Annotated in this window: 23 protein-coding genes and 1 pseudogene; 8 read left to right on the forward strand and 16 right to left on the reverse strand. The window is 60.5% G+C overall.

Annotated elements, in window-relative coordinates:
• Nucleotides 1-193: 193 nt before the first annotated feature.
• The 4 genes from F8N80_RS15270 to F8N80_RS15285 all read right to left on the reverse strand — a co-directional run bounded on the left by F8N80_RS15270 (nt 194) and on the right by F8N80_RS15285 (nt 3,933).
• Complete coding sequence (locus F8N80_RS15270; RefSeq protein WP_150745856.1) at nt 194-1,120, reverse strand: biotin-dependent carboxyltransferase family protein; 927 nt, start codon at nt 1,118-1,120, stop codon at nt 194-196.
• Nucleotides 1,117-1,821, reverse strand: a complete 705-nt coding sequence (pxpB, locus tag F8N80_RS15275) for a 5-oxoprolinase subunit PxpB (protein ID WP_150784211.1) — start codon at nt 1,819-1,821, stop codon at nt 1,117-1,119. Before pxpB ends, F8N80_RS15270 begins: the two co-directional genes overlap by 4 nt.
• On the reverse strand, nt 1,818-2,570 hold the full coding sequence (locus tag F8N80_RS15280; RefSeq protein WP_150784212.1) for a 5-oxoprolinase subunit PxpA: 753 nt from the start codon (nt 2,568-2,570) through the stop codon (nt 1,818-1,820). Before F8N80_RS15280 ends, pxpB begins: the two co-directional genes overlap by 4 nt.
• Nucleotides 2,571-2,646: 76 nt before the next feature.
• Complete coding sequence (locus F8N80_RS15285; protein WP_150745859.1) at nt 2,647-3,933, reverse strand: MFS transporter; 1,287 nt, start codon at nt 3,931-3,933, stop codon at nt 2,647-2,649.
• 160 nt (nt 3,934-4,093) lie between these two features.
• Between F8N80_RS15285 and F8N80_RS15290 the strand changes: the two genes are divergently transcribed.
• On the forward strand, nt 4,094-5,020 hold the full coding sequence (locus tag F8N80_RS15290) for a LysR family transcriptional regulator (protein WP_150745860.1): 927 nt from the start codon (nt 4,094-4,096) through the stop codon (nt 5,018-5,020).
• A 107-nt stretch (nt 5,021-5,127) separates the two neighbouring features.
• Here F8N80_RS15290 and F8N80_RS15295 read toward each other — a convergent pair whose 3' ends face one another.
• The 3 genes from F8N80_RS15295 to F8N80_RS15305 are packed head-to-tail and all read right to left on the reverse strand — an operon-like array spanning nt 5,128 to nt 6,989.
• A complete protein-coding gene (locus F8N80_RS15295; protein WP_150784213.1) occupies nt 5,128-5,670 on the reverse strand; it encodes a DUF2937 family protein in 543 nt (180 codons plus the stop codon).
• Nucleotides 5,671-5,682: 12 nt separating this feature from the next.
• On the reverse strand, nt 5,683-6,459 hold the full coding sequence (locus F8N80_RS15300) for a class II glutamine amidotransferase (RefSeq protein WP_150745862.1): 777 nt from the start codon (nt 6,457-6,459) through the stop codon (nt 5,683-5,685).
• Nucleotides 6,460-6,491: 32 nt separating this feature from the next.
• Nucleotides 6,492-6,989, reverse strand: coding sequence for an MFS transporter (locus F8N80_RS15305; protein ID WP_150745863.1), 498 nt, complete (start codon nt 6,987-6,989; stop codon nt 6,492-6,494).
• A gap of 212 nt (nt 6,990-7,201) precedes the next feature.
• Between F8N80_RS15305 and F8N80_RS15315 the strand changes: the two genes are divergently transcribed.
• Nucleotides 7,202-9,256, forward strand: coding sequence for a S9 family peptidase (locus tag F8N80_RS15315; RefSeq protein WP_150784214.1), 2,055 nt, complete (start codon nt 7,202-7,204; stop codon nt 9,254-9,256).
• A 58-nt stretch (nt 9,257-9,314) separates the two neighbouring features.
• Here F8N80_RS15315 and F8N80_RS15320 read toward each other — a convergent pair whose 3' ends face one another.
• A complete protein-coding gene (locus F8N80_RS15320) occupies nt 9,315-9,605 on the reverse strand; it encodes a hypothetical protein (protein WP_150784215.1) in 291 nt (96 codons plus the stop codon).
• A gap of 97 nt (nt 9,606-9,702) precedes the next feature.
• On the opposite strand from F8N80_RS15320, the gene F8N80_RS15325 reads away from it, so the two are divergent.
• The 4 genes from F8N80_RS15325 to F8N80_RS15340 all read left to right on the forward strand — a co-directional run bounded on the left by F8N80_RS15325 (nt 9,703) and on the right by F8N80_RS15340 (nt 12,397).
• On the forward strand, nt 9,703-10,389 hold the full coding sequence (locus F8N80_RS15325; protein WP_150784216.1) for a spermidine synthase: 687 nt from the start codon (nt 9,703-9,705) through the stop codon (nt 10,387-10,389).
• Nucleotides 10,390-10,438: 49 nt separating this feature from the next.
• Entirely contained in the window at nt 10,439-10,813 is a 375-nt protein-coding gene (locus F8N80_RS15330) for a YajD family HNH nuclease (protein ID WP_150745868.1), read from the forward strand.
• Between the two features lie 643 nt (nt 10,814-11,456).
• On the forward strand, nt 11,457-11,927 hold the full coding sequence (locus F8N80_RS15335; RefSeq protein WP_150745869.1) for an RNA methyltransferase: 471 nt from the start codon (nt 11,457-11,459) through the stop codon (nt 11,925-11,927).
• A 92-nt stretch (nt 11,928-12,019) separates the two neighbouring features.
• Entirely contained in the window at nt 12,020-12,397 is a 378-nt protein-coding gene (locus tag F8N80_RS15340) for a YgaP family membrane protein (protein ID WP_150745870.1), read from the forward strand.
• Between the two features lie 130 nt (nt 12,398-12,527).
• On the opposite strand, the gene F8N80_RS15345 is transcribed toward F8N80_RS15340, so the two are convergent.
• Both F8N80_RS15345 and F8N80_RS15350 read right to left on the reverse strand, forming a co-directional pair.
• Nucleotides 12,528-13,757, reverse strand: coding sequence for a hypothetical protein (locus F8N80_RS15345; protein WP_150745871.1), 1,230 nt, complete (start codon nt 13,755-13,757; stop codon nt 12,528-12,530).
• 20 nt (nt 13,758-13,777) lie between these two features.
• A complete protein-coding gene (locus F8N80_RS15350; RefSeq protein WP_150745872.1) occupies nt 13,778-14,227 on the reverse strand; it encodes a YcgN family cysteine cluster protein in 450 nt (149 codons plus the stop codon).
• Nucleotides 14,228-14,505: 278 nt separating this feature from the next.
• Here F8N80_RS15350 and F8N80_RS15355 point away from each other — a divergent pair, with 278 nt between their 5' ends.
• Nucleotides 14,506-15,099: a nitroreductase family protein gene (locus F8N80_RS15355; RefSeq protein WP_150784217.1), complete on the forward strand. Its 594-nt coding sequence runs from the start codon at nt 14,506-14,508 to the stop codon at nt 15,097-15,099.
• A gap of 125 nt (nt 15,100-15,224) precedes the next feature.
• Here F8N80_RS15355 and F8N80_RS15360 read toward each other — a convergent pair whose 3' ends face one another.
• The 6 genes and pseudogenes from F8N80_RS15360 to F8N80_RS15385 form a co-directional block, all read right to left on the reverse strand.
• A complete protein-coding gene (locus F8N80_RS15360; protein WP_150745874.1) occupies nt 15,225-16,157 on the reverse strand; it encodes a D-2-hydroxyacid dehydrogenase in 933 nt (310 codons plus the stop codon).
• Between the two features lie 160 nt (nt 16,158-16,317).
• Nucleotides 16,318-16,611 carry a YcgL domain-containing protein gene (locus F8N80_RS15365; protein WP_150745875.1) on the reverse strand — a complete coding sequence of 98 codons (294 nt, stop codon included), beginning with the start codon at nt 16,609-16,611 and terminating at the stop codon, nt 16,318-16,320.
• Nucleotides 16,608-17,741, reverse strand: coding sequence for a ribonuclease D (gene rnd, locus F8N80_RS15370; protein ID WP_150745876.1), 1,134 nt, complete (start codon nt 17,739-17,741; stop codon nt 16,608-16,610). The genes F8N80_RS15365 and rnd overlap by 4 nt, the downstream gene beginning before the upstream one ends.
• A 123-nt stretch (nt 17,742-17,864) precedes the next feature.
• A pseudogene (locus tag F8N80_RS32185) lies at nt 17,865-17,987 on the reverse strand (class I SAM-dependent methyltransferase); the annotation flags it as partial.
• Between the two features lie 201 nt (nt 17,988-18,188).
• Nucleotides 18,189-19,838: a phosphoethanolamine transferase gene (locus F8N80_RS15380; protein WP_150784219.1), complete on the reverse strand. Its 1,650-nt coding sequence runs from the start codon at nt 19,836-19,838 to the stop codon at nt 18,189-18,191.
• A 179-nt stretch (nt 19,839-20,017) separates the two neighbouring features.
• A complete protein-coding gene (locus F8N80_RS15385) occupies nt 20,018-21,400 on the reverse strand; it encodes a glutamine synthetase family protein (protein ID WP_150784220.1) in 1,383 nt (460 codons plus the stop codon).
• Nucleotides 21,401-21,910: 510 nt separating this feature from the next.
• Here F8N80_RS15385 and F8N80_RS15395 point away from each other — a divergent pair.
• Nucleotides 21,911-23,095 (forward strand): cyanate transporter, encoded by a 1,185-nt coding sequence (locus tag F8N80_RS15395; protein ID WP_150784221.1) that lies wholly within the window; start codon nt 21,911-21,913, stop codon nt 23,093-23,095.
• Nucleotides 23,096-23,220 lie beyond the last annotated feature (125 nt).

Raw genomic sequence — 23,220 nt, forward strand, 5'->3', positions numbered from 1 at the left:
CAAGCACTGGTGATACTGGCTCGCAAACTCGCTCGAATCGTATTCGCCCTACTGAAAGGGCAGAGCGAATACCAACCGAAAGCAGGTTGAGGCTTCCCCTCAACCATAGAATCTCCCACAGTTGATCTCCAGCGAACACATTATTTGTGTATGACCAGATTCCAATGTGGGAGCGGGCTTGCTCGCGAAGCTTTTAGCGGGTTATGAATCGTCGCAGATACTCGACCTGCTCCCGATGCGCCACCTCCTGCACCACCGGCTTCAATCTCACGGTTGTCCCGGGCAAACACTGCGCCAGCCGCGCCAACGCCAACGGCGTCAACGCTCCCAACCGCGGATACCCGCCGATGGTCTGCCGATCATTGAGCAACACGATCGGCTGCCCGTCCGGCGGCACCTGGACCGCGCCCAGCGGGATGCCTTCGGAAATCATTGGTTTGCCCTGGTACTCCAACGCCGTTCCCAACAAGCGAATGCCCATGCGATCGGCACGGCTGTCGAGGGTCCAGACGCTGTTGAACGCGTCGAACAGACTCTGCCCGCTGAACTCACCGATCTGCGCGCCGAGCACCAGATCCAGCGGTGCCGCGAGATTAAGGTCCGGTCGCTGATCGGCAGGCAACTCCCGCAGCAGCATCAGCGAGTTCCCCGAATAGCGCAACGACTGCCCCTTTGTCAGCGGGCGCCCCATACCATCGAGACCGCCGAGTTCTTCGCGCACCACTGTCGCCCGGCTACCCAGGACCTCGGGCGCTTCGAATCCCCCCGGCGCCGCCAGATAGGCCCGCGCCCCGCGTAACGGCTGGGTGAATTGCAGTCGTTGACCTTTGTGCAGCCTGAAACTGCGCCACGGCGCCAACACCTCGCCATCGATGTGCGCTCCCAGGTCCGCGCCACCCAAGGCCAGTACGCAATCCTCTTCGGCCAACACGCTGAAACCGCCGAGGGTAATCTCGATCACCGGCGCATCCAGCTGGTTACCCAGCAACCAGTTGGCCCACGACATCGATCGCCAATCCAGTGCTCCGCCCTGGGTCACGCCCAGATGCCGAACGCCGAAACGGCCAGCGTCCTGCAACAGGCACAGCGGGGTACTCGCTTCTATGGATAGACGGCTCATGCCAGTGCCTCCAGTGGCGTGTCGTCACCGCCCAGGTTGATGAACTCGGCATGACCGACGGGTTCAAAGCGTACGGTGTCGCCCGGTTGCATCAGGCTGTAGCCGTCGCGTTCGCGGTCGAATAATTTGGCCGGGGTCCGGCCGATCAGGTTCCAGCCACCGGGCGAAACCACGGGGTAAGCCGCCGTCTGGCGTTCGGCGATGCCGACACTGCCGGCAGCGACCTTTTTGCGCGGAGTGTTCATGCGCGGTGCGGCCAGGGCTTCTTCCACCAGACCCATGAAGGCGAACCCCGGCGCAAAACCCAACGCAAACACCTGATACTCGCGTTCGCTATGGCGGCGGATCACTTCATCTACCGCCAATCCGCTGCGCTGCGACAACAGGCTCAACTCAGGACCGACACTCAAGTCGTACCAGACCGGCAGCACATGACAGTTGCCATGGGTGCGGGCGTTGGGCGACAGATCGATCAAGGCTTCGGCAATCAGCTCCCGAGCCTGGGCCGGACTCAGTGAAGTCAGATCATAATGCACCATCAACGTCGTATAGGACGGCACCAGATCGATCAGATGTCCGGCGAACGCAGCGCGCAGACCTTCGCTGGCCGCGTGTATCCACGGCATGTTCGCTTCGCTGATCGCATCGAACAGACGCACCATCAGACAGTCCAGCGCCACCACTTCCACGCGCGGGTTCATGATGCGTTCTGCTGATCGAGTGCTTCGCGGATACGCCGCACGGCCGCCACCGAACTGGCGTTGTCGCCGTGCACGCAGAGGGTGTTGGCCTGCAAATGCAAGGCGCTGCCGTCGCTGGCGGTGAGATGGCCGCCACGGGCGATGGTCAGTGCCTGTTCAATGATTTTCTCCGGATCGTGATGCACCGCCCCGGGCAGTTGCCGCGAGACCAGCCTGCCCGCGGCGTCGTAGGCACGATCGGCGAAAGCTTCGAACCACAGGGTCACACCGTATTCCTCGCCCAACTGCCGGGCCGCGCTATTGTCGCGAGTGGCCATCAGCATCAGCGGCAGGCTGCGGTCATAGGCAGCCACCGCCTGCAGCACCGCGCGCAATTGCGCCGGGTTGGCCATCATGTCGTTGTACATGGCGCCGTGCGGCTTGACGTAACTCACCCGCCCGCCCTGGGCCCGGCAGATGCCATCGAGGGCGCCGATCTGGTAATGCACAATGTCTTGAAGCTCCTGGGCCGTATAGGCCATGGAACGTCGGCCAAATCCCACCAGGTCCTGATAGGCCGGATGGGCGCCTATCTGTACGCCGTTGCTCAGGGCCAGGCTGACAGTCTTGCGCATGATGCTCGGATCGCCGGCGTGGAAGCCGCAGGCGATGTTGGCGCAATCGATGAAGGGCATGATCTCGGCGTCCAGACCCAGGGTCCAGTTGCCGAAACTCTCGCCGATGTCGCAGTTCAATAGCAGGCGGTTCACGATGAACACTCCTGTAGGTTTTATTCTTTTATCTTCAGGGCATTTGCCCGCAGATGATCAGTTGCCGGGCATCAGGTTATTCGGCTTCGAGTTGCTTGCCGCGGGTTTCCGGCAGACTCAAGGCCGCCAGGATCACCACCCCGTAGGACACTGCCGCAAACGCCCCGATGCCTACGCTCAAAGGCACCTTCTGACTCATCAAGCCGATCAACAGCGGGAACAACGCCGCCAGCGCCCGGCCGATGTTGTAGCAAAAGCCCTGGCCCGAGCCGCGAATCCGCGTCGGAAACAGCTCGGTCAGAAACGCGCCCATGCCGCTGAAAATACCCGAGGCAAAGAAACCCAGGGGAAAGCCCAGCCAGAGCATCACACCGTTACTGACAGGCAGTTGGGTATAGAGCAGCACGATGATGAACGAGCCGACCGCGAACAGGATGAAGTTCTTCTTGCGGCCGAGGATGTCAGTCAAATACGCGCTGATGACATAGCCAACGTAGGAACCGACGATCACCATCGCCAGATAACCGCCCGTACCCAGTACGCTCAAGCCACGTTCATTCTTCAGAAAAGTCGGCAGCCAGGAAGTAATCGCGTAGTAACCGCCCAGCGCACCGGTGGTCAGCACCGAAGCGCGAATCGTGGTGAAGAGGATGCCGGGGGCAAAGATCTCGTAGAACTTCGCCGGGTTGCTCGGCTCCTGCTTCGCCTTGGCTTCACGGTAGATTTCCGGGTCCTTGACCAGGCGGCGGACGAAAATCACGAAAATCGCCGGCACGATGCCGAGGAGAAACAATGCGCGCCAGGCGTCTTCCGGTGGCAATACCGAGAACAGCAGCGCATACAGAATCGCCGTCAGCCCCCAACCCAGTGCCCAGCCCGATTGCACCATGCCCACCGCTTTACCGCGGTCCTTGGCGCGAATCACTTCGCCCATCAATACCGCACCGGCGGTCCATTCACCACCGAAACCGAAACCCATCAAGGTGCGACTGATCAGCAGTTGCTCGTAGTTCTGGGCGAAGCCGCAGAGGAACGTGAAGAAGGCGAACCACAATACGGTCAGTTGCAGGGTGCGCACGCGACCGATGCGATCGGAAAGAATCCCCGCCACCCAGCCGCCGATGGCGGAAGCTATCAGGGTACTGGTGTGAATCAACCCGGCTTCACCGGTGGTGATGCCCCACATGGCAATCAGGGTCGGCACCACGAAGCTGAGCATCTGGGTGTCCATGCCATCCAGGCCATAGCCGATCTTGCAGCTCCAGAAGGTGCGGCGTTCCTGCTGATTGATGTTGCGGTACCAGTCGAAAGGTCCCGGCCGTGGCGTTACCTTGGGGATGTCGAGCGTGTCGGGCGCACTCATGGCAAATCTCCGCGCTAGTTTTTATTGGTATTGTTCTGAGCCCCGACGACGCCTATCGTGGGAACCGGACAACCTGATTCTTTGCGCTTGACCCTGCTGCGTCCAACTAATAAAAACCCGCCCTAGACATAAGAAAAACTTTATCCCACGAGCTGACCCCATGAACCTGAAGTTTCTCGAGACCTTTGTCTGGGTCGCCCGACTCAAGAGTTTTCGCCTGACGGCAGACAAGCTCTTCACCACCCAGGCATCGATTTCCAGCCGAATCGCGGTGCTCGAAGGCGAGCTCGGCGTGAAGCTGTTCCTGCGCGATTCCCGCGGCGTGAGCCTGACGCCCGAAGGCCTGAAAGTGCTCGACTATGCCGAGCAGATGATGGACACCATGCAGGCACTCAAGCAGTCGATCGAGACGCGCTCGAGCAAAGTCGGTCGCGTGCGGGTCGGCGTGATGGACACGGTGATTCACACGTGGCTCAGCCCGTTGGTGGCACAGATGATGGATCACTATCCGCTGGTGGAGATCGAACTGGTGGCCGATACAGCGCTCAACCTCTGCGATCAGCTGCAAAAAGGCTTTCTCGATCTGATCCTGCAAACCGACCTGTTGCGCCAGGAAAGTGTGCGCAGCCTGGAGCTGGCCAGTCACCCGATGGGCTGGATCGTTGCCAGTAATTCGATTTACAACCGCGAGTACTCCGGCATCGTCGACCTGGCTCGGGAGCGGATTATCACTTACTCGAAAAATTCACATCCGCATCAGGACATCTTGAGTCTGATGCAGGCCAACGGCGTCATGGCGCCGCGGCTCAACTGCGTGAACTCGGTGTCGGCGATCACCCGGTTGCTGCGGGATGGCTTCGGTATTGGCGCGTTGCCGCCGGTGTTGGTGGCCGAGGAACTGGCGCGAGGGGAACTGACCTTGCTGGCCATCGAGCAACGGCCGCCGAATTTGCAGGTGGTGGTGTCGTGGCGGACCGGGGTGGAGTGGGTCGAGGAGATTGTGGCGTTGTGTCAGCAGGTATTGGACGGGTATGCGCGCAAGATGGGAGAGGGTTACATCGTATTGAGCAAACCTTCGGTTAGCTAAATCAAAAGATCGCAGCCTGCGACAGCGCCTACATTGAAATGCGTTCCCCTGCAGGAACTGCCGAAGGCTGCAATCTTTTGATCTTGATCTTGATCTTGATCTTTTGCTTACAGCCCCCGCACATCCCGATCCTCGATCGGCCGGCTCTGGCGCAGGCGTTTGCCGCCCAGCACCACCCAGTCGATCAGCCGGAACAGGCATTCAACGCCGAATGACAGCAGCAGCGCGCCGCTCATGCCCCAGATCATCGCTGGCGGCGTCAGCAGGATCTGGTAGCTGTAGCCATTCCAGGTTTCCTTGCGAATTTCCGGATCGGCCGCCAGGACCACTTGCAGGAAGCGGATATACCACGGCCCCTGCATGGCCTGGAACTGTTTATCGAGGGCTTGTCGGCGGGTCAGCAGGGTGTTCAGGCTATCGGCATCGCTGCGAAAGATAGGGTCTTCGCTGGCGCGGTAATGGGCTACCAGCGCCTGCATGTCACCCTTAAAAAACTGATTGGCAGTCCCCTGGAAACCGCTCAAACCGGTCTGCGCTTCGATCAGATGGGCCTCGACCCGTTTCGCGTAATCGCCGATGAACCCCGGCACCTGGACACCGATCAACAGGCCCGCCGCAAACAACACCAGCCGTAGATAACTGAGCAACATGGTTGCGTGTCCTTATTCGGTCTGGCCCTGGCTGACGCATTCGCCGCGCCGCCACAGGCTCCATTGGCCCGGTTCGTAGCGGGTCCAGGTTTCGTTTTCGGTCAAGGGTTCGGTGGCAATCACCGTGACCACGTCGTTGGGCGTGGTTTCGGCCTGGAAGTCGACGATCACATCGACATCCTTCAGGCGCGCCGGGCCAAACGGTGCGCGGCGGGTGATCTGCGCCAGTTTGGTCGAGCAATAGCAGAACAGCCAGTCGCCGTCGCTGAGCAGGCAATTGAACACGCCTTTGCTGCGGTATTCGGCGCACGCGGCCACCAGGTCCGGCAGCAGTTCTTCGACTTCCACGGGTTCCGGGAAGGCGGCACGCACCCGATTGAGCACGTCGCAGAACGCCGCTTCGCTATCGGTATCGCCGACGGGGCGGTAAAAACTGGTGAGGGGTTGAAAGTCCGCCAGTTGGCCGTTGTGGGCGAAACACCAGTTGCGCCCCCACAACTCGCGCACGAACGGATGGGTGTTGGACAGGCAGACCTTGCCGACGTTGGCCTGGCGGATGTGCCCGATCACCACTTCGCTCTTGATCGGATAGCGTTGCACCAGGTTCGCGACTTCCGATTCGCTGCTCGCCGCCGGGTCCTGGAACAATCGCAGGCCTCGGCCCTCATAGAAGGCGATGCCCCAACCGTCGCGGTGCGGACCGGTGCGGCCGCCGCGCTGCATCAGCCCGGTGAAGCTGAACACGATATCGGTCGGGACATTGGCGCTCATGCCCAATAACTCACACATGTTCTGACTCTCGATTTAATGCAGGGGCAAGGTTACAAACGCGGTTCGACCCGCGAACGCTGAGGGTTGCTCGGCACTGGCGGGCGTCCGTAACGATCATCGCCGGCACCGCCGAAAGGCTGATCTTCTTCAGGTGCGTCGGCCCTGGCCGCAGCCTGGGCGGCGGCGGCCTGCGCCTTGCGAGCCTTGGAGCCGCGCTCGATCATGAAACGGATCGCCACGAAGATCAGGTAGATGACGAATGCGAGTATGCCGTACATGAACAGGTCGGAAATCGCCCGCCAGGCGTTGTTGCCGACCTTGAACAATAGATCCAGGGCCGTGATGGCGATGGCCGGGGCGACCTTTTCCTTCACCGGGTCGATGATGGTCGGGCTGAACAGCAGCACGACAACCAGCAGCCGCAGCGGCTCACGCAGCCAGCGCCACATCCAGCGGGTCATGCGCATCCACACTAACAGGCAGCCTAAAGCGGCGAAGGCGTAGAGGCCCCAAGCGATCAGATAGTCGTTCTCGGTCATGGTGTCCATGGCAAGGCAGGCAAAGAGGCGCTTATAGTAACGACTTTTCGCCCGTCAGGCTTGCTCCCTGTAGGAGCGAGGCTTGCCCGCGAAGAACGATAACGCAGTGCGACAGATACACCGCAGCGCTCGGTTCGCCGGCAAGCCTGGCTCCTACAGGGGCTGCAGGGCACCAGACATTGCCCGCAAACCCTATTCCGCACATTGCACGAGAGCCCTTCATGCCCCTATCCGCCAACATTACCAACGCCCCGATCGCCCGCAAGGCCGAAGGCGATGACCCGTATGCCTGGCTCCAGGAGCGCGACACCGACGCGGTGCTCGACTACCTGAAAGCGGAAAACCGTTATCAAGAGGCGCAAACCGCCGATCAGGCCGGGCTGCGCGAAACCCTGTTCGAAGAGATCAAAGGCCGGATTCTCGAAACCGACCTGTCGCTGCCCTCCCCCTGGGGGCCGTACCTGTATTACACGCGCACCACGGCGGGTGACGAATACGCCCGTCACTACCGCTGCCCGCGCCCCGCCGACGACAGCCTGCAGCTCGACGAAAGCCAGGAGCAACTGCTGCTGGACCCGAACGAACTGGCCAAGGGCGGCTTCTTTTCCCTGGGCGCGTTCAGCATCAGCCCGGACCACCAACGCCTGGCCTACAGCATCGACTCCACGGGCGATGAGATTTTCACGCTGTTCGTGAAGGAATTGTCCAATGATCGTGTCAGCGAACTGGAATTCCAGGACTGCGACGGCAGCATGACCTGGGCCAACGACAGCCTGACGCTGTTCTTTGGCGAACTGGACGACACCCACCGCCCGCACAAACTGTACCGCTATCGACTGGATGGCACAGCGGCCGAAGAAGTGTTCCATGAAACGGACGGTCGATTCTTCATGCACTGCTACCGGTCCAGTTCCGAGCAACAATTGCTGCTGTCCGTGGGCAGCAAGACGACCAGCGAAGTCTGGGTGCTCGACGCATTCCAGCCGCAGCAAACCTTTGCCTGCGTAGCGCCGCGGGTGGAAGACCATGAATACGACGTCGACCACGGTGTGCTCGACGGTGTATGGACCTGGTTCATTCGCACCAATCGCGACGGCATCAACTTTGCTCTGTACACGGCCGTCGATACCGGCGTCGCGCCGACCCTGGCGCAATGGCAGAACCTGATTCCCCACAGCGACACCACGATGATTGACGGCATGAGCCTGAACGCCGGGGCCATGACCCTGAGCCTGCGGGTCGGTGGCTTGCCGGTGATCGAAGTCCATCCGCAAGACCTGCCGAGCTACCGTGTGCAACTGCCGGATGCGGCCTACAGCCTTCACGTGCAGAACAGCCTGGAATTCGTCAGCGACAGGATTCGCCTGCGCTACGAAGCGTTGAACCGTCCGGCGCAAATCCGCCAGCTGGGACTGGCCACCGGCGAGCAGAAAGTCCTCAAGCAAACCCCGGTGCTGGGCCCGTTCGATGCCGATGCCTACGTCAGCCAGCGTCTGTGGGCCACCGCACCCGACGGTACGAAAGTGCCGATCAGCCTCGTCGTCAAACGCGAAGCCCTGGGCAAGCCGACACCCCTTTATCTGTACGGCTACGGCGCGTATGGCGAAAGTCTCGACCCATGGTTCTCCCATGCACGCCTGAGTCTGCTGGATCGCGGCGTGGCGTTTGCCATCGCTCACGTGCGTGGCGGCGGTGAATTGGGCGAAGCCTGGTATCGAGCCGGCAAGCAGGAACACAAGCACAACACCTTCAGCGACTTCATCGCCTGCGCCGAGCACTTGATCGACAACGGCTTCACTACACCAAGGCAACTGGCAATCAGCGGCGGTAGCGCCGGTGGATTGCTGATCGGCGCCGTACTCAACATGCGCCCGGAGTTGTTCGGTGCAGCGATTGCCGAAGTGCCGTTCGTCGACGTGCTCAACACCATGCTCGACCCGGATCTGCCGTTGACCGTCACCGAGTACGACGAGTGGGGCAATCCGCAAGAGCCGGACGTCTATGAGCGGATCAAGGCTTACGCGCCGTACGAAAACGTCACCGCGCAGGCCTATCCGGCGACCCTGGTGATTGCCGGCTACAACGACAGTCGCGTGCAGTACTGGGAAGCGGCCAAGTGGGTGGCAAAGTTGCGCGCAACCAAAACCGACACCCATCCCCTGTTGCTCAAGACCGAACTGGGCGCCGGGCACGGCGGGATGAGCGGCCGGTACCAGGGCTTGCGTGACGTAGCACTCGAGTATGCATTTGTTTTTAAAGTCTTGGGCATTGCCTGAGAAAACTGGCCCTGTTGCCCGGTCTCGGGACCAGGGCGGACGGCCAATCGTCCTCGCCTTAACCGCCCGGCGACTTGATCTTCGTGCTGTTCTGCTCAAGCCCCGGCAACGTCTGGTCCTTGGGCGGGTTAGGCATTTCGATCGGCGGCAACAGCGGCGGCCCGCCACTGCCGGGTCCGGTCTTGGGCACGCTGATCGGGGTGATCTGCGGGTAGGGCGTCGGCGTCGCGGTTCCGGGTGAACCGGGCAACGGCCCGGGGCTGGTGGGAGTGGTGAGTTGTTCCTGGGCCTGCACTGCAGTTATCGAGAGCGCGGCCAGGGCAATGACCGTTAGAATGGTGCGCTTCATCAATGGCTCCGTTGGCCTTGTAGTCTTTTTGCAGGCTACTCTCAACCGCCGCTGTTTGCCTGCCCCTGATTGCCGATTTCCCCTCAAGAGTGCCCCAATGAAACGTTTCGTTCTGCTCGACACCACTCCGATTCCTGAAAATGGCGGTGCCTTGTGCCTGTTCGAATACGGTGAGGATTTCGTCATCAAGATCCAGGGGGGCGATGGCGGGCAGTTGATGAACACGCGCATGCACGGTTCCGAAGATGCCTTGGCCGAGATCCCGTGCCGCAAGGTGGCCGGCCGAGCGGATTCGCGGGTGTTGATCGGTGGCCTGGGTATGGGCTTCACCCTCGCCTCGGCCCTCAAGCATTTGGGCAAGACGGCTGAAGTGGTGGTCGCCGAACTGGTGCCCGGCGTCGTGGAATGGAACCGCGGACCGCTGGGCGAGAAAGCCGGGAACCCGCTGCTCGACCCGCGCACGGTGATCCGCATGGAAGACGTGGCCAAAGTGCTGCAAGCCGAGCCACAGGGCTTCGATGCGATCATGCTCGACGTCGACAACGGCCCCGAAGGCCTGACCCAGAAGGCTAACAGTTGGCTTTATTCCGCTGGAGGCCTGAGCGCCTGCGCCAAGGCCCTGCGCCCCAAAGGCGTGCTGGCGGTGTGGTCGGCCAGCGCTGACCGGCAGTTTTCCGACAAGCTGAAAAAAGCCGGCTTCAAGGCCGAAGAAGTGCAAGTCTTCGCCCACGGCAACAAAGGCACCCGCCACACCATCTGGGTTGCCGAGAAGCTCAAGGGCTGAGCTAAACTATGTCCATAACCGTCATCAGTCTTTTTACAAAGGTGAACCCATGAGTTCGTCAACACCTGCGACCAACACGTCGAAGCTGGACCGCATCCTCGCCGACAACCAGCGCGACAAGGAAATGGGTTACCGCGACAAGGCCCTGAAGATGTACCCGCACGTGTGCGGCCGCTGCGCCCGCGAGTTCTCCGGCAAGCGCCTGAGCGAACTGACCGTGCACCACCGCGACCACAACCACGACAACAATCCGCAGGACGGCTCGAACTGGGAATTGTTGTGCCTGTATTGCCACGACAATGAACACTCGCGGTATACCGACCAGCAGTATTTTGACGAAGGCTCGCTGAGTTCGCCGAAGATCGCCAAGGCGACGCATAACCCGTTTGCGGCGTTGGCCGGACTGTTGAAGAAAGACGAATAAAATTCAGCGCCCCGACTGGCCCCTTCGCGAGCAAGCTCGCTCCCACAGTAATTGGCGGTCATCACAAATTTGTATACGCCGCAGAACCCTGGGAGCGAGCTTGCTCGCAATAGCAACAGCCCAAGCCCAAGCCCCACAGTGATTGGCGGTCATCACAAATTTGTATACGCCGCAGAACCCTGTGGGAGCGAGCTTGCTCGCGATAGCAACAGCCCAAGCCCCACAGTAATTGGCGGTCATCACAAATTTGTATACGCCGCAGAACCCTGTGGGAGCGAGCTTGCTCGCAATAGCAACAGCCCAAGCCCCACAGTGATTGGCAGTGATCACAATTTTGTATACGCCGCAGAACCCTGTGGGAGCGGGCTTGCTCGCGATAGCAACAGCCCAAGCCCCACAGTGATTGGCAGTGATCACAATTTTGTATACGCCGCAGAACCCTGTGGGAGCGGGCTTGCTCGCGATAGCAATAGCCCAAGCCCCACACTGATTGGCGGTCATCACAAATTTGTATACGCCGCAGAACCCCGTGGGAGCGAGCTTGCTCGCGAAGAGGTCGGTTCAGTCACCGCAAGTCTCCAAACCGGACACCCCTCCCCCAATCCCCGTATAATCGCGCTTTTTCCCCGAAGGCACCCCGCTCGTGGCAGACAAACGGTACAGCTGCATTGGTTTGTATAACCCCAAATCACCGGAAAACGTCGGTTCGGTGATGCGCGCCGCCGGTTGTTATGGCGCCGCGTCCGTGTTCTACACCGGCAAGCGTTATGAACGTGCCGCGGACTTCGTCACCGACACCAAGCGCGTCCATTACGACATTCCGCTGATCGGTATCGACGACCTGAAGAAAATCCTGCCCCTGGGCTGCGTCCCGGTCGCGGTGGAACTGGTCGAAGGCGCCCGTTCTCTGCCGGAATACACTCACCCGGATCGCGCGCTGTACATCTTCGGCCCGGAAGACGGCTCGCTGGATCAAGCGATTCGCGACTGGTGTGAAGACGTGATCTACATCCCGACCACTGGCTGCATGAACCTGGCGGCCACGGTCAACGTCGTGCTGTACGACCGCATGGCCAAGGGCCTCAACACCCGCTCGGGGCCGAAATTCCGCTGAATCATTGCACATCCGATGGAACAAGCCGCCCGCCTCGGCAGTCAGCTTAATTATCTATTCTTGAAGCAGCCAATCCAGCCAGGAGACAGATCATGAGCGAACTCACACGGGTAGAACGCATCGAGTCCACCCCGTTCCAGACTCATTCCGACCAGAACGTTCAAGGCTGGGAGCGCATCGGCTCCGTGGCCGGTGGCGTGGTGATGGTCAGCAAGGGTCTGCGTCGCGGCGGTGTGTTCGGGTTGATTCAAGTGGCGATCGGCGGCGTGGCGCTGGCTCGCGGGATTACCGGGCACAGTTCGGTCAAGAGCCTGCTGGAAAAAAGCCGCCAGGATATGAATAACGTGCGGGCGAAGATCGAACGGGCCGGGGAAGAGTTGGGGCGGTTGAAGGCGAATGCCGACGCGGCGACCAAGACCGCTACCGTGACGGGTAATGATTCTTTGAAGTCGCCTAAGACCGGGGTTTGATCCGGGATTTAGTAGTGGGGCTTATGGCCTCTTCGCGGGCAAGCCCGCTCCCACAGGGTTCCGCGGTGAACACATAATGTGTGAACACCCGAGATCAACTGTGGGAGCGGGCTTGCTCGCGAAGGCGGTATTACTGAAGCAACTCGGTGTCGAGGACCTTGGAGGACTCGCCAATCACGCTCGCGGCGAGCTGAACAAGTTCCTTGGTATCTACACTTTCCAGACGCATCGCCCCGCGCAGCACGTCATCCAGCGAACGCTTGTTGCGGGTCTTCAGGCGAATCTCGCGATCCAGCTCCTGTAGCAACAACACCGACCTGGACACCTGTGCCGGGCTCACTTGCTCACCGCGCAATGTCGTGACCTTCTGGCTGTCCTTGACCAGCTTTCCGTGCAGACTCTCATAGCGCTCATCACTCATGCCGCCCGCTCGGCGCACCAGTTCGATCGCGTAATACTCGGCAAACCCTTCACTGATCCAGTCACTGCGCTGCCGGTCGTTGATCCGGCCGAACATCTGGGCCAGTTCGCGCACCACCGCGCTGGTGCCGCTTTCGCTGACCAGCGGCAGACGTGTGTTCAGGTAAATCGATTCGCGCCCCGCCAGGCTGCCGCGCCACATCGGGTCATTGGCGCCGACGATCAGCAGCTTGGTGGGATGACGCGGGAACACCGCTTGCACTTGCGGCCAGACAAAGGTCAGCAGCGTCAGCACGTCCATGCGACGCATGCCCTGGCCTTGGGGCGAGGCGACGGTAACTTCGGTTTCTCCCAATCGCGTGCGTCGGCTGCCCAGGTGGCCGGCGAGCATCCAGCCCGTGGGCCGGTCGAACAATCGGGAGACGTTATCGATGCGAAACTTGTTCTTGCCGATCCGCGGCCAGGCGGTTTCGACGCTTTTCCAGCCGCTGGGCAATTCGAATTCAAGGCGTGAAACCAGCTCGATGCCGTCCTGCTGATCAAGTCGGGCGGCCGGCACCAGATCGTCGCCGCGCATCAACGCCCAGGTCGGGGTCATGCGAGTGTCGAAGCTGCCGCTCTTGCGACCGTGGCTGACGCGCACGCGGTAGGTCAGGCTGGCCTTGTCGGTGGCAGGCTGCCAGACACCGCGCACCGGCTTGCCCGGCGTGAGTTGCCATTGGCCGTCGGCCTTGAAGTCGCTGTAGAGGCTGCCATCGCCCAGGTCGAAATCCAGACTGCGTACCGCCGAGCCCTGGGCCAGGGTCAGGCGCACTTCGGCCTGATCGTTTTGCGGCAACAGGCGCACGTGATAATCCAGATCGACCTTCTTCGCGGCCCACACGGACGAGCTCAGGGCCAGCAGTCCGACGGCCAACGCCTGGCGCAATCCCACAGCCATACACACTCCTTGGTGAAACGTTAACCCGCCCGAAAAATCAGATGGTCTTCCCAATCCTCTTCGGCCACGCTGCCTTCGGCGAGCATGCGCCCGGATTGTGAAATTCGTTCGTGGTGCACGGCGTCGCGATCACCGCACACCAAGTGATGCCAGAGCGGCAGGTCCTTGCCCTCGCTGACCAGTCGATAACCGCAAGTCGGTGGCAGCCATTTGAACTCGTCGGCCTTGCCTGGCGTGAGCTGGATGCAGTCCGGCACGAAGTCACGACGGTTGGGGTAATCGATGCACTGGCAGGTTTTCAGGTCCAGCAGCTTGCAGGCAATGCGCGTGTAATAGACCGAGTTATCGTCTTCATCTTCGAGCTTTTGCAGGCAGCACAGGCCACAGCCATCGCACAGCGACTCCCATTCCTCTTGATCGAGTTGATCGAGGGTTTTGCGCATCCAGAACGGTTCGACTTTAGCGGCCATGGTTCAACATCGACATCAGGTGGTGAAAAGGCCGCCAGTCTAGTGCCAAGGCCCTTGCGGGCCAAGCATTGGCGACTGCCGGTCGACAGGGCTTGTCAGTTTTTGCGCCGCCAAGTAGCTTTGCCCGTCGCAAGGGGCCAGACCCGCGTGCCATTAACGCTCGACCGCGTCGCATTCAGGTGAGCTGCCCAGGCACTCGACAAACCTCATCGCTCAGCCCAACTGCGCCCGCAGGTTTCAGACGCCCCTCACTTTCAACCGTAGCAAGGAATCTCTCGATGAGCGCTAATCCACGCGTTGCCGATTATGCCATTCACCCTCAGTTTACCGATCGCTGGTCGCCCCGCGCTTTTACCGGCGAAACCATTCCTGTCGAGACCCTGCTGAGCTTCTTCGAAGCCGCACGCTGGGCGCCATCGGCGTACAACTCGCAACCCTGGCGGTTTCTCTACGCGCGTCGCGACACGCCGAACTGGGAGCGTTACCTGGGTCTGTTGAACGAATTCAACCGCAGCTGGGCGCAACACGCCTCGGCGCTGGTGATCGTCGTCTCGAAAACCACCTTCGTGGCGCCTGGCGCCAGCGAAGAAACCCCGGCCTTGTGGCACACCTTCGATACCGGTTCGGCGTGGGGCCATCTGGCGCTGCAAGCGAGCATCAGTGGCTGGCACACCCACGGCATGGCCGGTTTCGATCAGGAGCTGACCCGCAAGGAGCTGAACATTCCTGAAGGCTACGCGCTGCATGCGGCAGTGGCGATCGGCAAGCTGGGCGACAAGGCGACGCTGGCGGAGTATCTGCAAGCGCGTGAAGAGCCGAGCCCGCGTCGTCCATTGAGCGAATTGGCCGCCGAAGGCGATTTCACCCTCTAAGCCACACCGCAAAACAACTGTGGGAGCGGGCTTGCTCGCGAAAGCGGAGTATCAGTCAACATTTGTATCGACTGACACACCGCCTTCGCGAGCAAGCCCGCTCCCACATTTTTATTGCGGTGTCTTTAATACCCGCGACTGAAATCCACTTCCCCGCGCAACGCTTCACCCGCCTGGTACGCTCGCAAATTCTCGACAAACAACTTCACCATGATCGATGGCGAGGTCGGTGCCGAACTATGCCCGGTCAACAGCAAGCCCCAGGCGGTCCAGAACGGATGACGTTGCGGCAGTGGCTCCTGACGACACACATCGATCACCGCTCCCGCCAGATGCCCTTCCTTCAAGGCTTCCACCAGATCCGCATCGACCACCGCCACACCACGTCCGACGTTGATGAACAAGCCTGTCGGCTTGAACTGCTTGAACAGCGCCGCGTCGTACAGGTCGTGAGTGTTCGGCGTATTGGGCAGCAGATTGATCACGTAATCCACTTCACCGACCAGACGCGGCAAATCGGCCAGCGCACCCACTTCGACAAACGGCGCCTGCTCGCGGGCTTCGCTGGCGATGCCATACACCTGGACGCCAAATGGCAGCAGGAACTGCGCCACGGTCTGGCCGATGTCACCGGTGCCGACGATCAACACTTTGCGCCTTGCCAGGCTATGGCCCTGGCGGCTGTCCCACTTGCGCTCGACCTGGCTGACCAGTCGCGGCAGCACTTCGCGCTCGTGGCCGAGCATATAGGTGAGCACGTATTCGGCCATGACCTGGCCAAAAATCCCCACCGCCCGGGTCAGGCGATAGTGTCGTGGCAAGCCCTCAGCCAACAGCGGCGTAATGCCGGCCCAGGTCGATTGCAGCCATTGCGGTTGGTGGCCCTGGCGCAGCAGGGTCGCCAGCAAATCCGGCTGGCCCAGCCAGATCGGACAATCGGCGGCCTGGCTGGCCAGTTCGGCGGAATCGCCGCTGGTCAGCACTTCCAGGTCGGGCGCTGCCTGACGCAGCAGTTGGGCGTACACAGGGTGGTCGTGTTCAGCAATCAGAACGCGCATGGTTCAAACCTTTCGAAAACAGTGCAGACGACCGCCGATGAAGTAACGCTCCATCGGCGCGGCCATCGCCAAATTCAACTCCAGTGATTCAAGAGAAGACTCTTCACAGGAACTCTTCACAGAAACGCTGAACAGAAGCTCTGAACAGAAGCCCTGCCGATCACATCGGGTCGTTGCGTCGCAGCAATTCTTCCGGCAAATGTTCGATGTATTCGTCCTCGGCGGGCGGCATTTGCAGGTGATAGCCCTGCTTGTCGAGGTTTTCCAGGACCAGGGTGATGTCTTCGCGCGACAGTTTGCGCTCGGGGCTCAGCACCAGGTCGAAGGCGTGATGCGGTTTGCCGAAAGCGGCCATCAGGGTTTCCGGGACGCGTTCCAGTGCATCGCTTTTGAGCACGTAGAGGTACATCTCGTTTTTCTTCAGGCTTCGGTAGATGGAGCAAATACGTTTCATGGCTGTTCTCCGGCGGTGGCCAGGCTGTCCAGCAACGCCTGGCCCATCAATTCGCGGCGCCAGCCACGCAACGAATCAGGCAATTGGTAAGGACCATTGGGGAAACCGCTCTTGAGCAGCGCTTCCAGGGTTTTCTTGCGCAGCATCAATTCCGGCGCGATGTTCAAGCGCTCAGCTTCGGCCTGGCCGATCGCCCGCAGCTGTTTGACCAGCGCGGCGGCCTCCACCGGCAACGGTTCCGGCACGGCGGGCGGCCATTGATCTGGCGACACACTGCCAGAGCGCTTGATCAGATCAAGCAGAAATTCGCCGTCCTGACGCACGGTACGCGGGTGCATGTCTTCGATTTTCGCCAGTGCGCCAAGGTTGTCCGGCTGAGTCCGTGCCAGCGGCCACAAGGAGTGCTCACGGACAATGCGATTGCGCGGCAGATCACGGGCGCGGGCCTCGCGCTCACGCCAGGCGCAGAGCTCACGCAACACGGCGAGTTGGGCGCGGGACAGCTTCCAGGCCAGCTTGGCGTCGCGATAGACCTCGTACGGATCGATTTCGCGACGCAGATTGGCCACCAGCTCGGCGCCGTCTGCCAGGACCCAGGCGTATTTGTCGTCGGAAAGCTTCGGACGCAGCTGTACGAAAACTTCCGCCAGGTGCACGGCATCTTCGGCGGCGTAGCTAATCTGAGTGTCGGAAAGCGGACGTTGCAGCCAGTCGGAACGGGTCTCGCCCTTGGGCAGGTCGATGCCGAGCACTTCCTGCACCAGCCGCGAATACCCCATGGAGAAACCCAGGTTCAGGTAAGCGGCTGCCAGCTGGGTATCGAACAGTGGCGCCGGCAGGCTGCCGGTCAGGCGCAGCAGGACTTCCAGGTCTTCGCTGCAGGCATGCAGGACTTTGACCACGGCCGGGTTTTCCAGCAACGCGACCAGCGGCTGCCAGTTGTCGATGGTCAGCGGGTCAATCAGATAAGCGCGTACGCCATCGCCGATCTGCAACAGGCCAGCGATCGGATAAAAGGTGTCGACCCGCATGAATTCGGTGTCGAGGGCAACGAACGGCAGCTGCTGCCACTCGGCGCAAAACTGACCGAGGCTATCGTTGTCGCGAATCCAGTGAATATCGATGGCCACACGGCTCTCCCTTGAAGAATGGCGCGCAGTATATATCGCCGCAGGCGATTTCCACGCATCCACTGAACAAGAGCTTTAGCGAAAATACACGCCAGTTAGCAAGAATTGTCTGACAAAGGGAGGTTATCTGGTCTTACGCAGCACATAGACCCGCATCCGTGCGCAACCGGGCAGGAAATCCTGATGGCTGAGCAAGCGTAATCCCGCCTGCCTGAATTCGCCTTCAACCTCGGCCTTGCCAGGCAACTGCGGGGGCTGTGCATCCTCCGTCAAACGCCGCCCCAGGCCCCGCGGTCGCGACTGACGGCAGACGCGGGCGTGTTCCTGATCGTAGCGCCGGGTAAACTCCAGCTCGATGGCGGATGGGGACTGCGCAGACATGTGCAATGACTCTTGTAGGAATAGGCCGCAGCTTAGCGGCCGGAGCGTGAAAAAAGGTCGAGGCCTTCATTCTTTGGCCAGCACGCCGTCGATCACCGCACCGCGGCAACCGGCAAACAGATCAAGATCCTGCTGGTAGACCTTGCTGTTGACCTCCAGCAGACCGAGCATCGAATGGAACAGGTTGTCCTGGCTCAAGGGCTTTTCACGGCTCAGTTGCAGGCAATGGGTGTCCACCGAGAACGATTTTTGATAGCTGTCGGAGAACCAGGCGAGCATCGCGACATGTTTTTGTTGTTCCGGCGCCAGCAGGTAAGGCGTGCCATGGAGGAACAGATTGTATTCGCCCAGGGATTCGCCGTGATCCGACAGGTACAGCATCGCGGTATCGACTTTGTCCTGATTACTGCGCAACAGATCGATCAGGGTCGACAGCACGTGGTCGGTGTACACCAGGGTGTTGTCGTAACCGTTGACGATACTTTCGCGACTGCAATCGTTCAGCGCATTGCTTTCGCAGACAGGCGTAAAGCGTTCGTACTCTTTCGGGTAGCGCTTGAAGTATTCCGGACCGTGACTGCCCATCTGATGCAGCACCAGGACCGTGTCCTTATCCAGGGTATCGATGAAGTGCTGCAGGCCCTGCAGGAGAATTTCATCGCGGCATTCACTGTTGGCGCACAGCACCGGGTCCTTCAGGTTGCTGACGTCTTCGAGGGTGACCCGATCGCACGTGCCTTTGCAGCCCGATTGGTTATCGCGCCAGATGACGTCGAGGCCCGCGCGCTTGAGCACATCCAGCAAGCCCTCTTCGTTTTTCGCCGTGCTGGCGTTGTAATCCTTGCGGCCCATGTCGGAGAACATGCACGGCACCGATACGGCTGTTTCCGTACCGCAGGAATGCACATTGGTGAAAGCGATCAGGCCGATCTCTTTATCCAGTTTTGGCGTGGTATCCCGGGCGTAACCGAGGATGCCGAAGTTTTCGGCCCGGGCGCTTTCGCCCACCACCAGTACGGTCAGGGATTTACGGCCGCGGGTTTGCCAGGCCGGGTTTCTCTCGGCGTCCTCACCTACTTTGACAAAAGGTTGCTGTGCGGAGACCACTTGTTCACGCAAGTAGCTGGCCGAGGCGCCTATGTAGTTACTCGGCACCACCATCAAGCGCAGCTCATGGTGATTGCGAAACAATGAAGACAAGCCCTGGTAGTTGATCAACGCCACGCCGCCCATTACGGCGACAGAAGCGATACTCACCAGCACTTTACTTAACAGTTCACGGTGCCAGCGACGATAACCAACCGGTGTCATCCACAACAACCAGGACGGCAGAATGCCCAGCAGCAGAATATAAAGAAGCAACTTTATCGAGAGTAAGTCGCGTACTTCCGTCGCATTGGTCTGTGCAAAGTTACGCAGCATGCCGATGTCGATCAGCACACCATATTGACCCATGAAGTAAGCCACGCCGGCACTGACCATGAAGATCAGCGTCAGCACCGGTTTCATCACGGCCCGGAAAGCCAGCAGGGTCAATACGATGTTGAAGGCGGCGAGGATCATCACCCCGAACGCCATGCGCACGACCATGCCTTTGCCGTCAGACGCGGTGATTGCAAACAGGTGTTGCCAGAGCACAAGATTGAAGGCCGTCAATAAAAAGGCGCTGGCAATCAGTGTCACCCACTCGGGGCGCACGGCTTTAATCTTCCACATGATGATCGGCTGTTCCTGAAAAAAAATACCGCCGGCAAATGTGAAAATTTCATTTACCGCGACAGCACTAAATCTAAGCAGCCAACCATCAATTTTTTGTGAAAAAGAAGCCAACGATTAGTTGGCTTCCTGATTCAGGCTATAACTTTAAACTTATTTGAGAATGGTTCAGGTTCTGTTCAGGCCTGATTCAAATACCAGCGCCAGTCCTGCTCCCCGACTTCACCCATGAACTGTCGGTATTCGGCACGCTTCACTGCCAGGTAAACCCCGAGAAACTCAGCGCCGAACGCCTCCCGCGCCCAGCTCGAACCTTCCAGCGCCCGCAAGGTAGTCAGCCAGTCGGTCGGCAACAGTTGCGTGGCCTGGGCATATCCATTGCCTTCCACCGGTGCGCCAGGGTCGAGTTGTCCGCGAATACCGCGATGGATACCGGCCAGGATTGCCGCCGCCGCCAGGTACGGGTTGGCGTCGGCGCCACAGATGCGATGCTCGATATGCCGCGAGAACGCCGGCCCGCCGGGCACACGCAAACTCACCGTGCGATTGTCCACGCCCCAGGTAGCCGCCAGCGGCGCGTAGCTGTTGGTCTGGAAGCGGCGGTAAGAGTTGGCGTTCGGACAGAACAACAGCAACGAATCGAGCAAAGTGCCGAGCATCCCCCCGACTGCCTGTTTCAGCAGCGGCGTGCCCTCCGGCGCTTCGCTGGCGAACAGGTTATTGCCGTCCTTGTCCGCCAGGCTGACGTGCATGTGCATTCCGGTGCCCGCCAGGTCATCGAAGGGTTTGGCCATGAAGCACGCCGCCATCCCGTGTTTGTGCGCCACGCCCTTGACCAGCCTTTTGTAACGCACCGCTTCGTCCATCGCCTGCAAGGCGTCAGTGCGGTGTTCGAGGGTGATTTCCACCTGCCCCGGCGCGTATTCGGAAATCGCCGTGCGCGCCGGAATGCCCTGGAGTTTGCAGGCGCTGTAGAGGTCGGCCAGGAACGGCTCGATCTGCTCCAGTTCACGCAAGCCGTAGACCTGAGTCGCCCGCGGACGGCCGCCATCGACATCCCGCGTCGGCTGCGGCCGTCCGTTGCTGTCACGCTGCCGGTCCAGCAGGTAGAACTCCAGCTCCGCCGCCATGACCGGGTAATAACCGTCGGCCTGCAAGCCTTCGATGACTTTCGCCAGCAGATGCCGTGGATCGGCAATGGTCGCGGGCATGCCCTCTTTCGGGTGCATGCTGACCTGCACCGCCGCCGTCGGAATCAATCGCCACGGCATGCGCGTCAGACTGCCGCTGATCGGGTAGGCCCGGCAATCGATGTCCCCCACGTCCCAGACCAGCCCGGAGTTTTCCACGTCATCGCCGTTGATGGTCAAGCCGAGAATGGTGCTCGGCAGTGGCCGCCCGCTTTCATATACCGCCAACAACTCATCGCGGTGCAGCAACTTGCCCCGGGGTACGCCGTTGTTGTCGAGGATGAACAGCTCGAACATTTCGATATCCGGGTTCTGTTCGAGAAAGGTCAGGGCTTCTTGCTTGGAGGCGAAGGAGGTCGTGGCACTACTCATGGGAATTCTCTTGTAATCGCGTCAGGCAAACGCACAGGCGTCGCCATTTTGCTCCAGCGCACAGCGCGGGGCCTGTAGGAACAGTCAACGGGAAAGGTGAGAATCCGGTGGGCGCGCGTGACGGCAATGCCACAGCGCCCAGAAGGCGAGTTCGGAAGGGAGTGCGACGGGACAACCGTCCATAAAGAAGACCGCAGTAAACAGATGAGCAGCAGCGTCACACGGGTGGTTGAGTCGTTAAATCAGGATTTGAAGAACTTTGGGTGTGGGTTGGCTAAACAATCAACAAATCAACACAGATCCAATGTGGGAGCGGGCTTGCTCGCGAAAGCGGACTGACAGTCAACATCATCGTTGAATGTGAAATCGCTTTCGCGAGCAAGCCCGCTCCCACAGGGGGCTATGTTCCGACAGAGATATTTAATTTCTAAATACTGCCCCAGACTTTCTGATTTGCCGCCTCCGTGCTCCACACGCCTAATCGGCACCTTGTCACTCAAGGTCCGATTGATGGAAAACGTCCGCGCAACGTCCCGCCCTGCCCTCTGGCTGATGGTGAGCATCATCCTCGTCGCCCTGAACCTGCGCCCCTCCATGGCCGCCGTGGGTCCTTTGCTGTCGGGCATTCGCGGCGACATTGCGCTGAGTTTCAGCCTGGCCTCGTTGCTGACCATGCTGCCAGTGATGGCGATGGGGCTGGCGATGTTCTTCGGCCTCAGGGTCAGCCAACGATTCGGCGAACAGCGCACTGTGGTGCTCTCGTTGCTGATTATCGGCGTGGCTACCGTGTCGCGCCTGTTCCTTGATACGGCGGCCGAACTGATCCTCAGCGCCGTGCTGGCGGGAATCGGTATCGCGCTGATCCAGGCCTTGATGCCAGCGCTGATCAAGTCCCGCTTCAGCGATAACGTTTCCGTGTACATGGGCCTTTACGTCACCTCGATCATGGGTGGCGCTGCCATCGCCGCGTCTTTTGCACCTCTGGTGATGACCCGGACCGCCAGTTGGCGCATGGGCCTGGCAATCTGGGCGGCGCTGGCGCTGGTGGCGTTGCTGTTCTGGTGTGGCCGGCGCGCGGGGATGCCGATGCGGGTGGCGGCGTCACCCTGTAACGAATCCTTTTTTGGTAATTCCCGCGCCTGGTTGCTGGCGATCTTCTTCGGCTTGGGTACTGCGTCCTACACCTGTGTGCTGGCCTGGCTGGCGCCGTACTACGTGGAAAAGGGCTGGAGCGAACAAACCGCCGGGTTGCTGCTGGGCTTCCTGACCGCCATGGAAGTGTTGTCCGGCCTGCTGACACCGGCCATCGCCAACCGCAGCCGCGACCGACGCCTGGTGCTGGTGGTGCTGCTGGCACTGATCATGGCCGGGTTCTGCGGGCTGATTCTCGGCCCGCAACACCTGAGCCTGTTGTGGCCGTGCCTGTTGGGCCTGGGCATCGGCGGGCTGTTTCCGATGAGCCTGATCGTGTCGCTGGATCACCTCGACCACCCCCAGCGTGCCGGCGCACTGACCGCCTTCGTGCAAGGCATCGGCTACCTGATCGCCGGTCTCTCGCCGCTGATGGCCGGGATGATCCGCGATCAACTCGGCAGCTTCGAATGGGCGTGGTGGTCACTGACCGGCGTCATGGCGCTGATGATCCTGATGGTCTTGCGCTTCGATCCACGGCACTACGCCAGACACATCCGCTAATCCGGAACTGGCGATGGTGTCATGCATCGGCACGCTGGCGCCGTTGATGTCCAGCCGCCGCGCAGTGCCTGCCACCGTTCAAGGCTGAAGACTTTTGGCAACCACCGCACAATAATCCGCGAAAC

Source organism: Pseudomonas fluorescens, from assembly GCF_902497995.1.
In the GTDB taxonomy this organism is placed as follows: Bacteria; Pseudomonadota; Gammaproteobacteria; order Pseudomonadales; family Pseudomonadaceae; genus Aquipseudomonas; species Aquipseudomonas fluorescens_BK.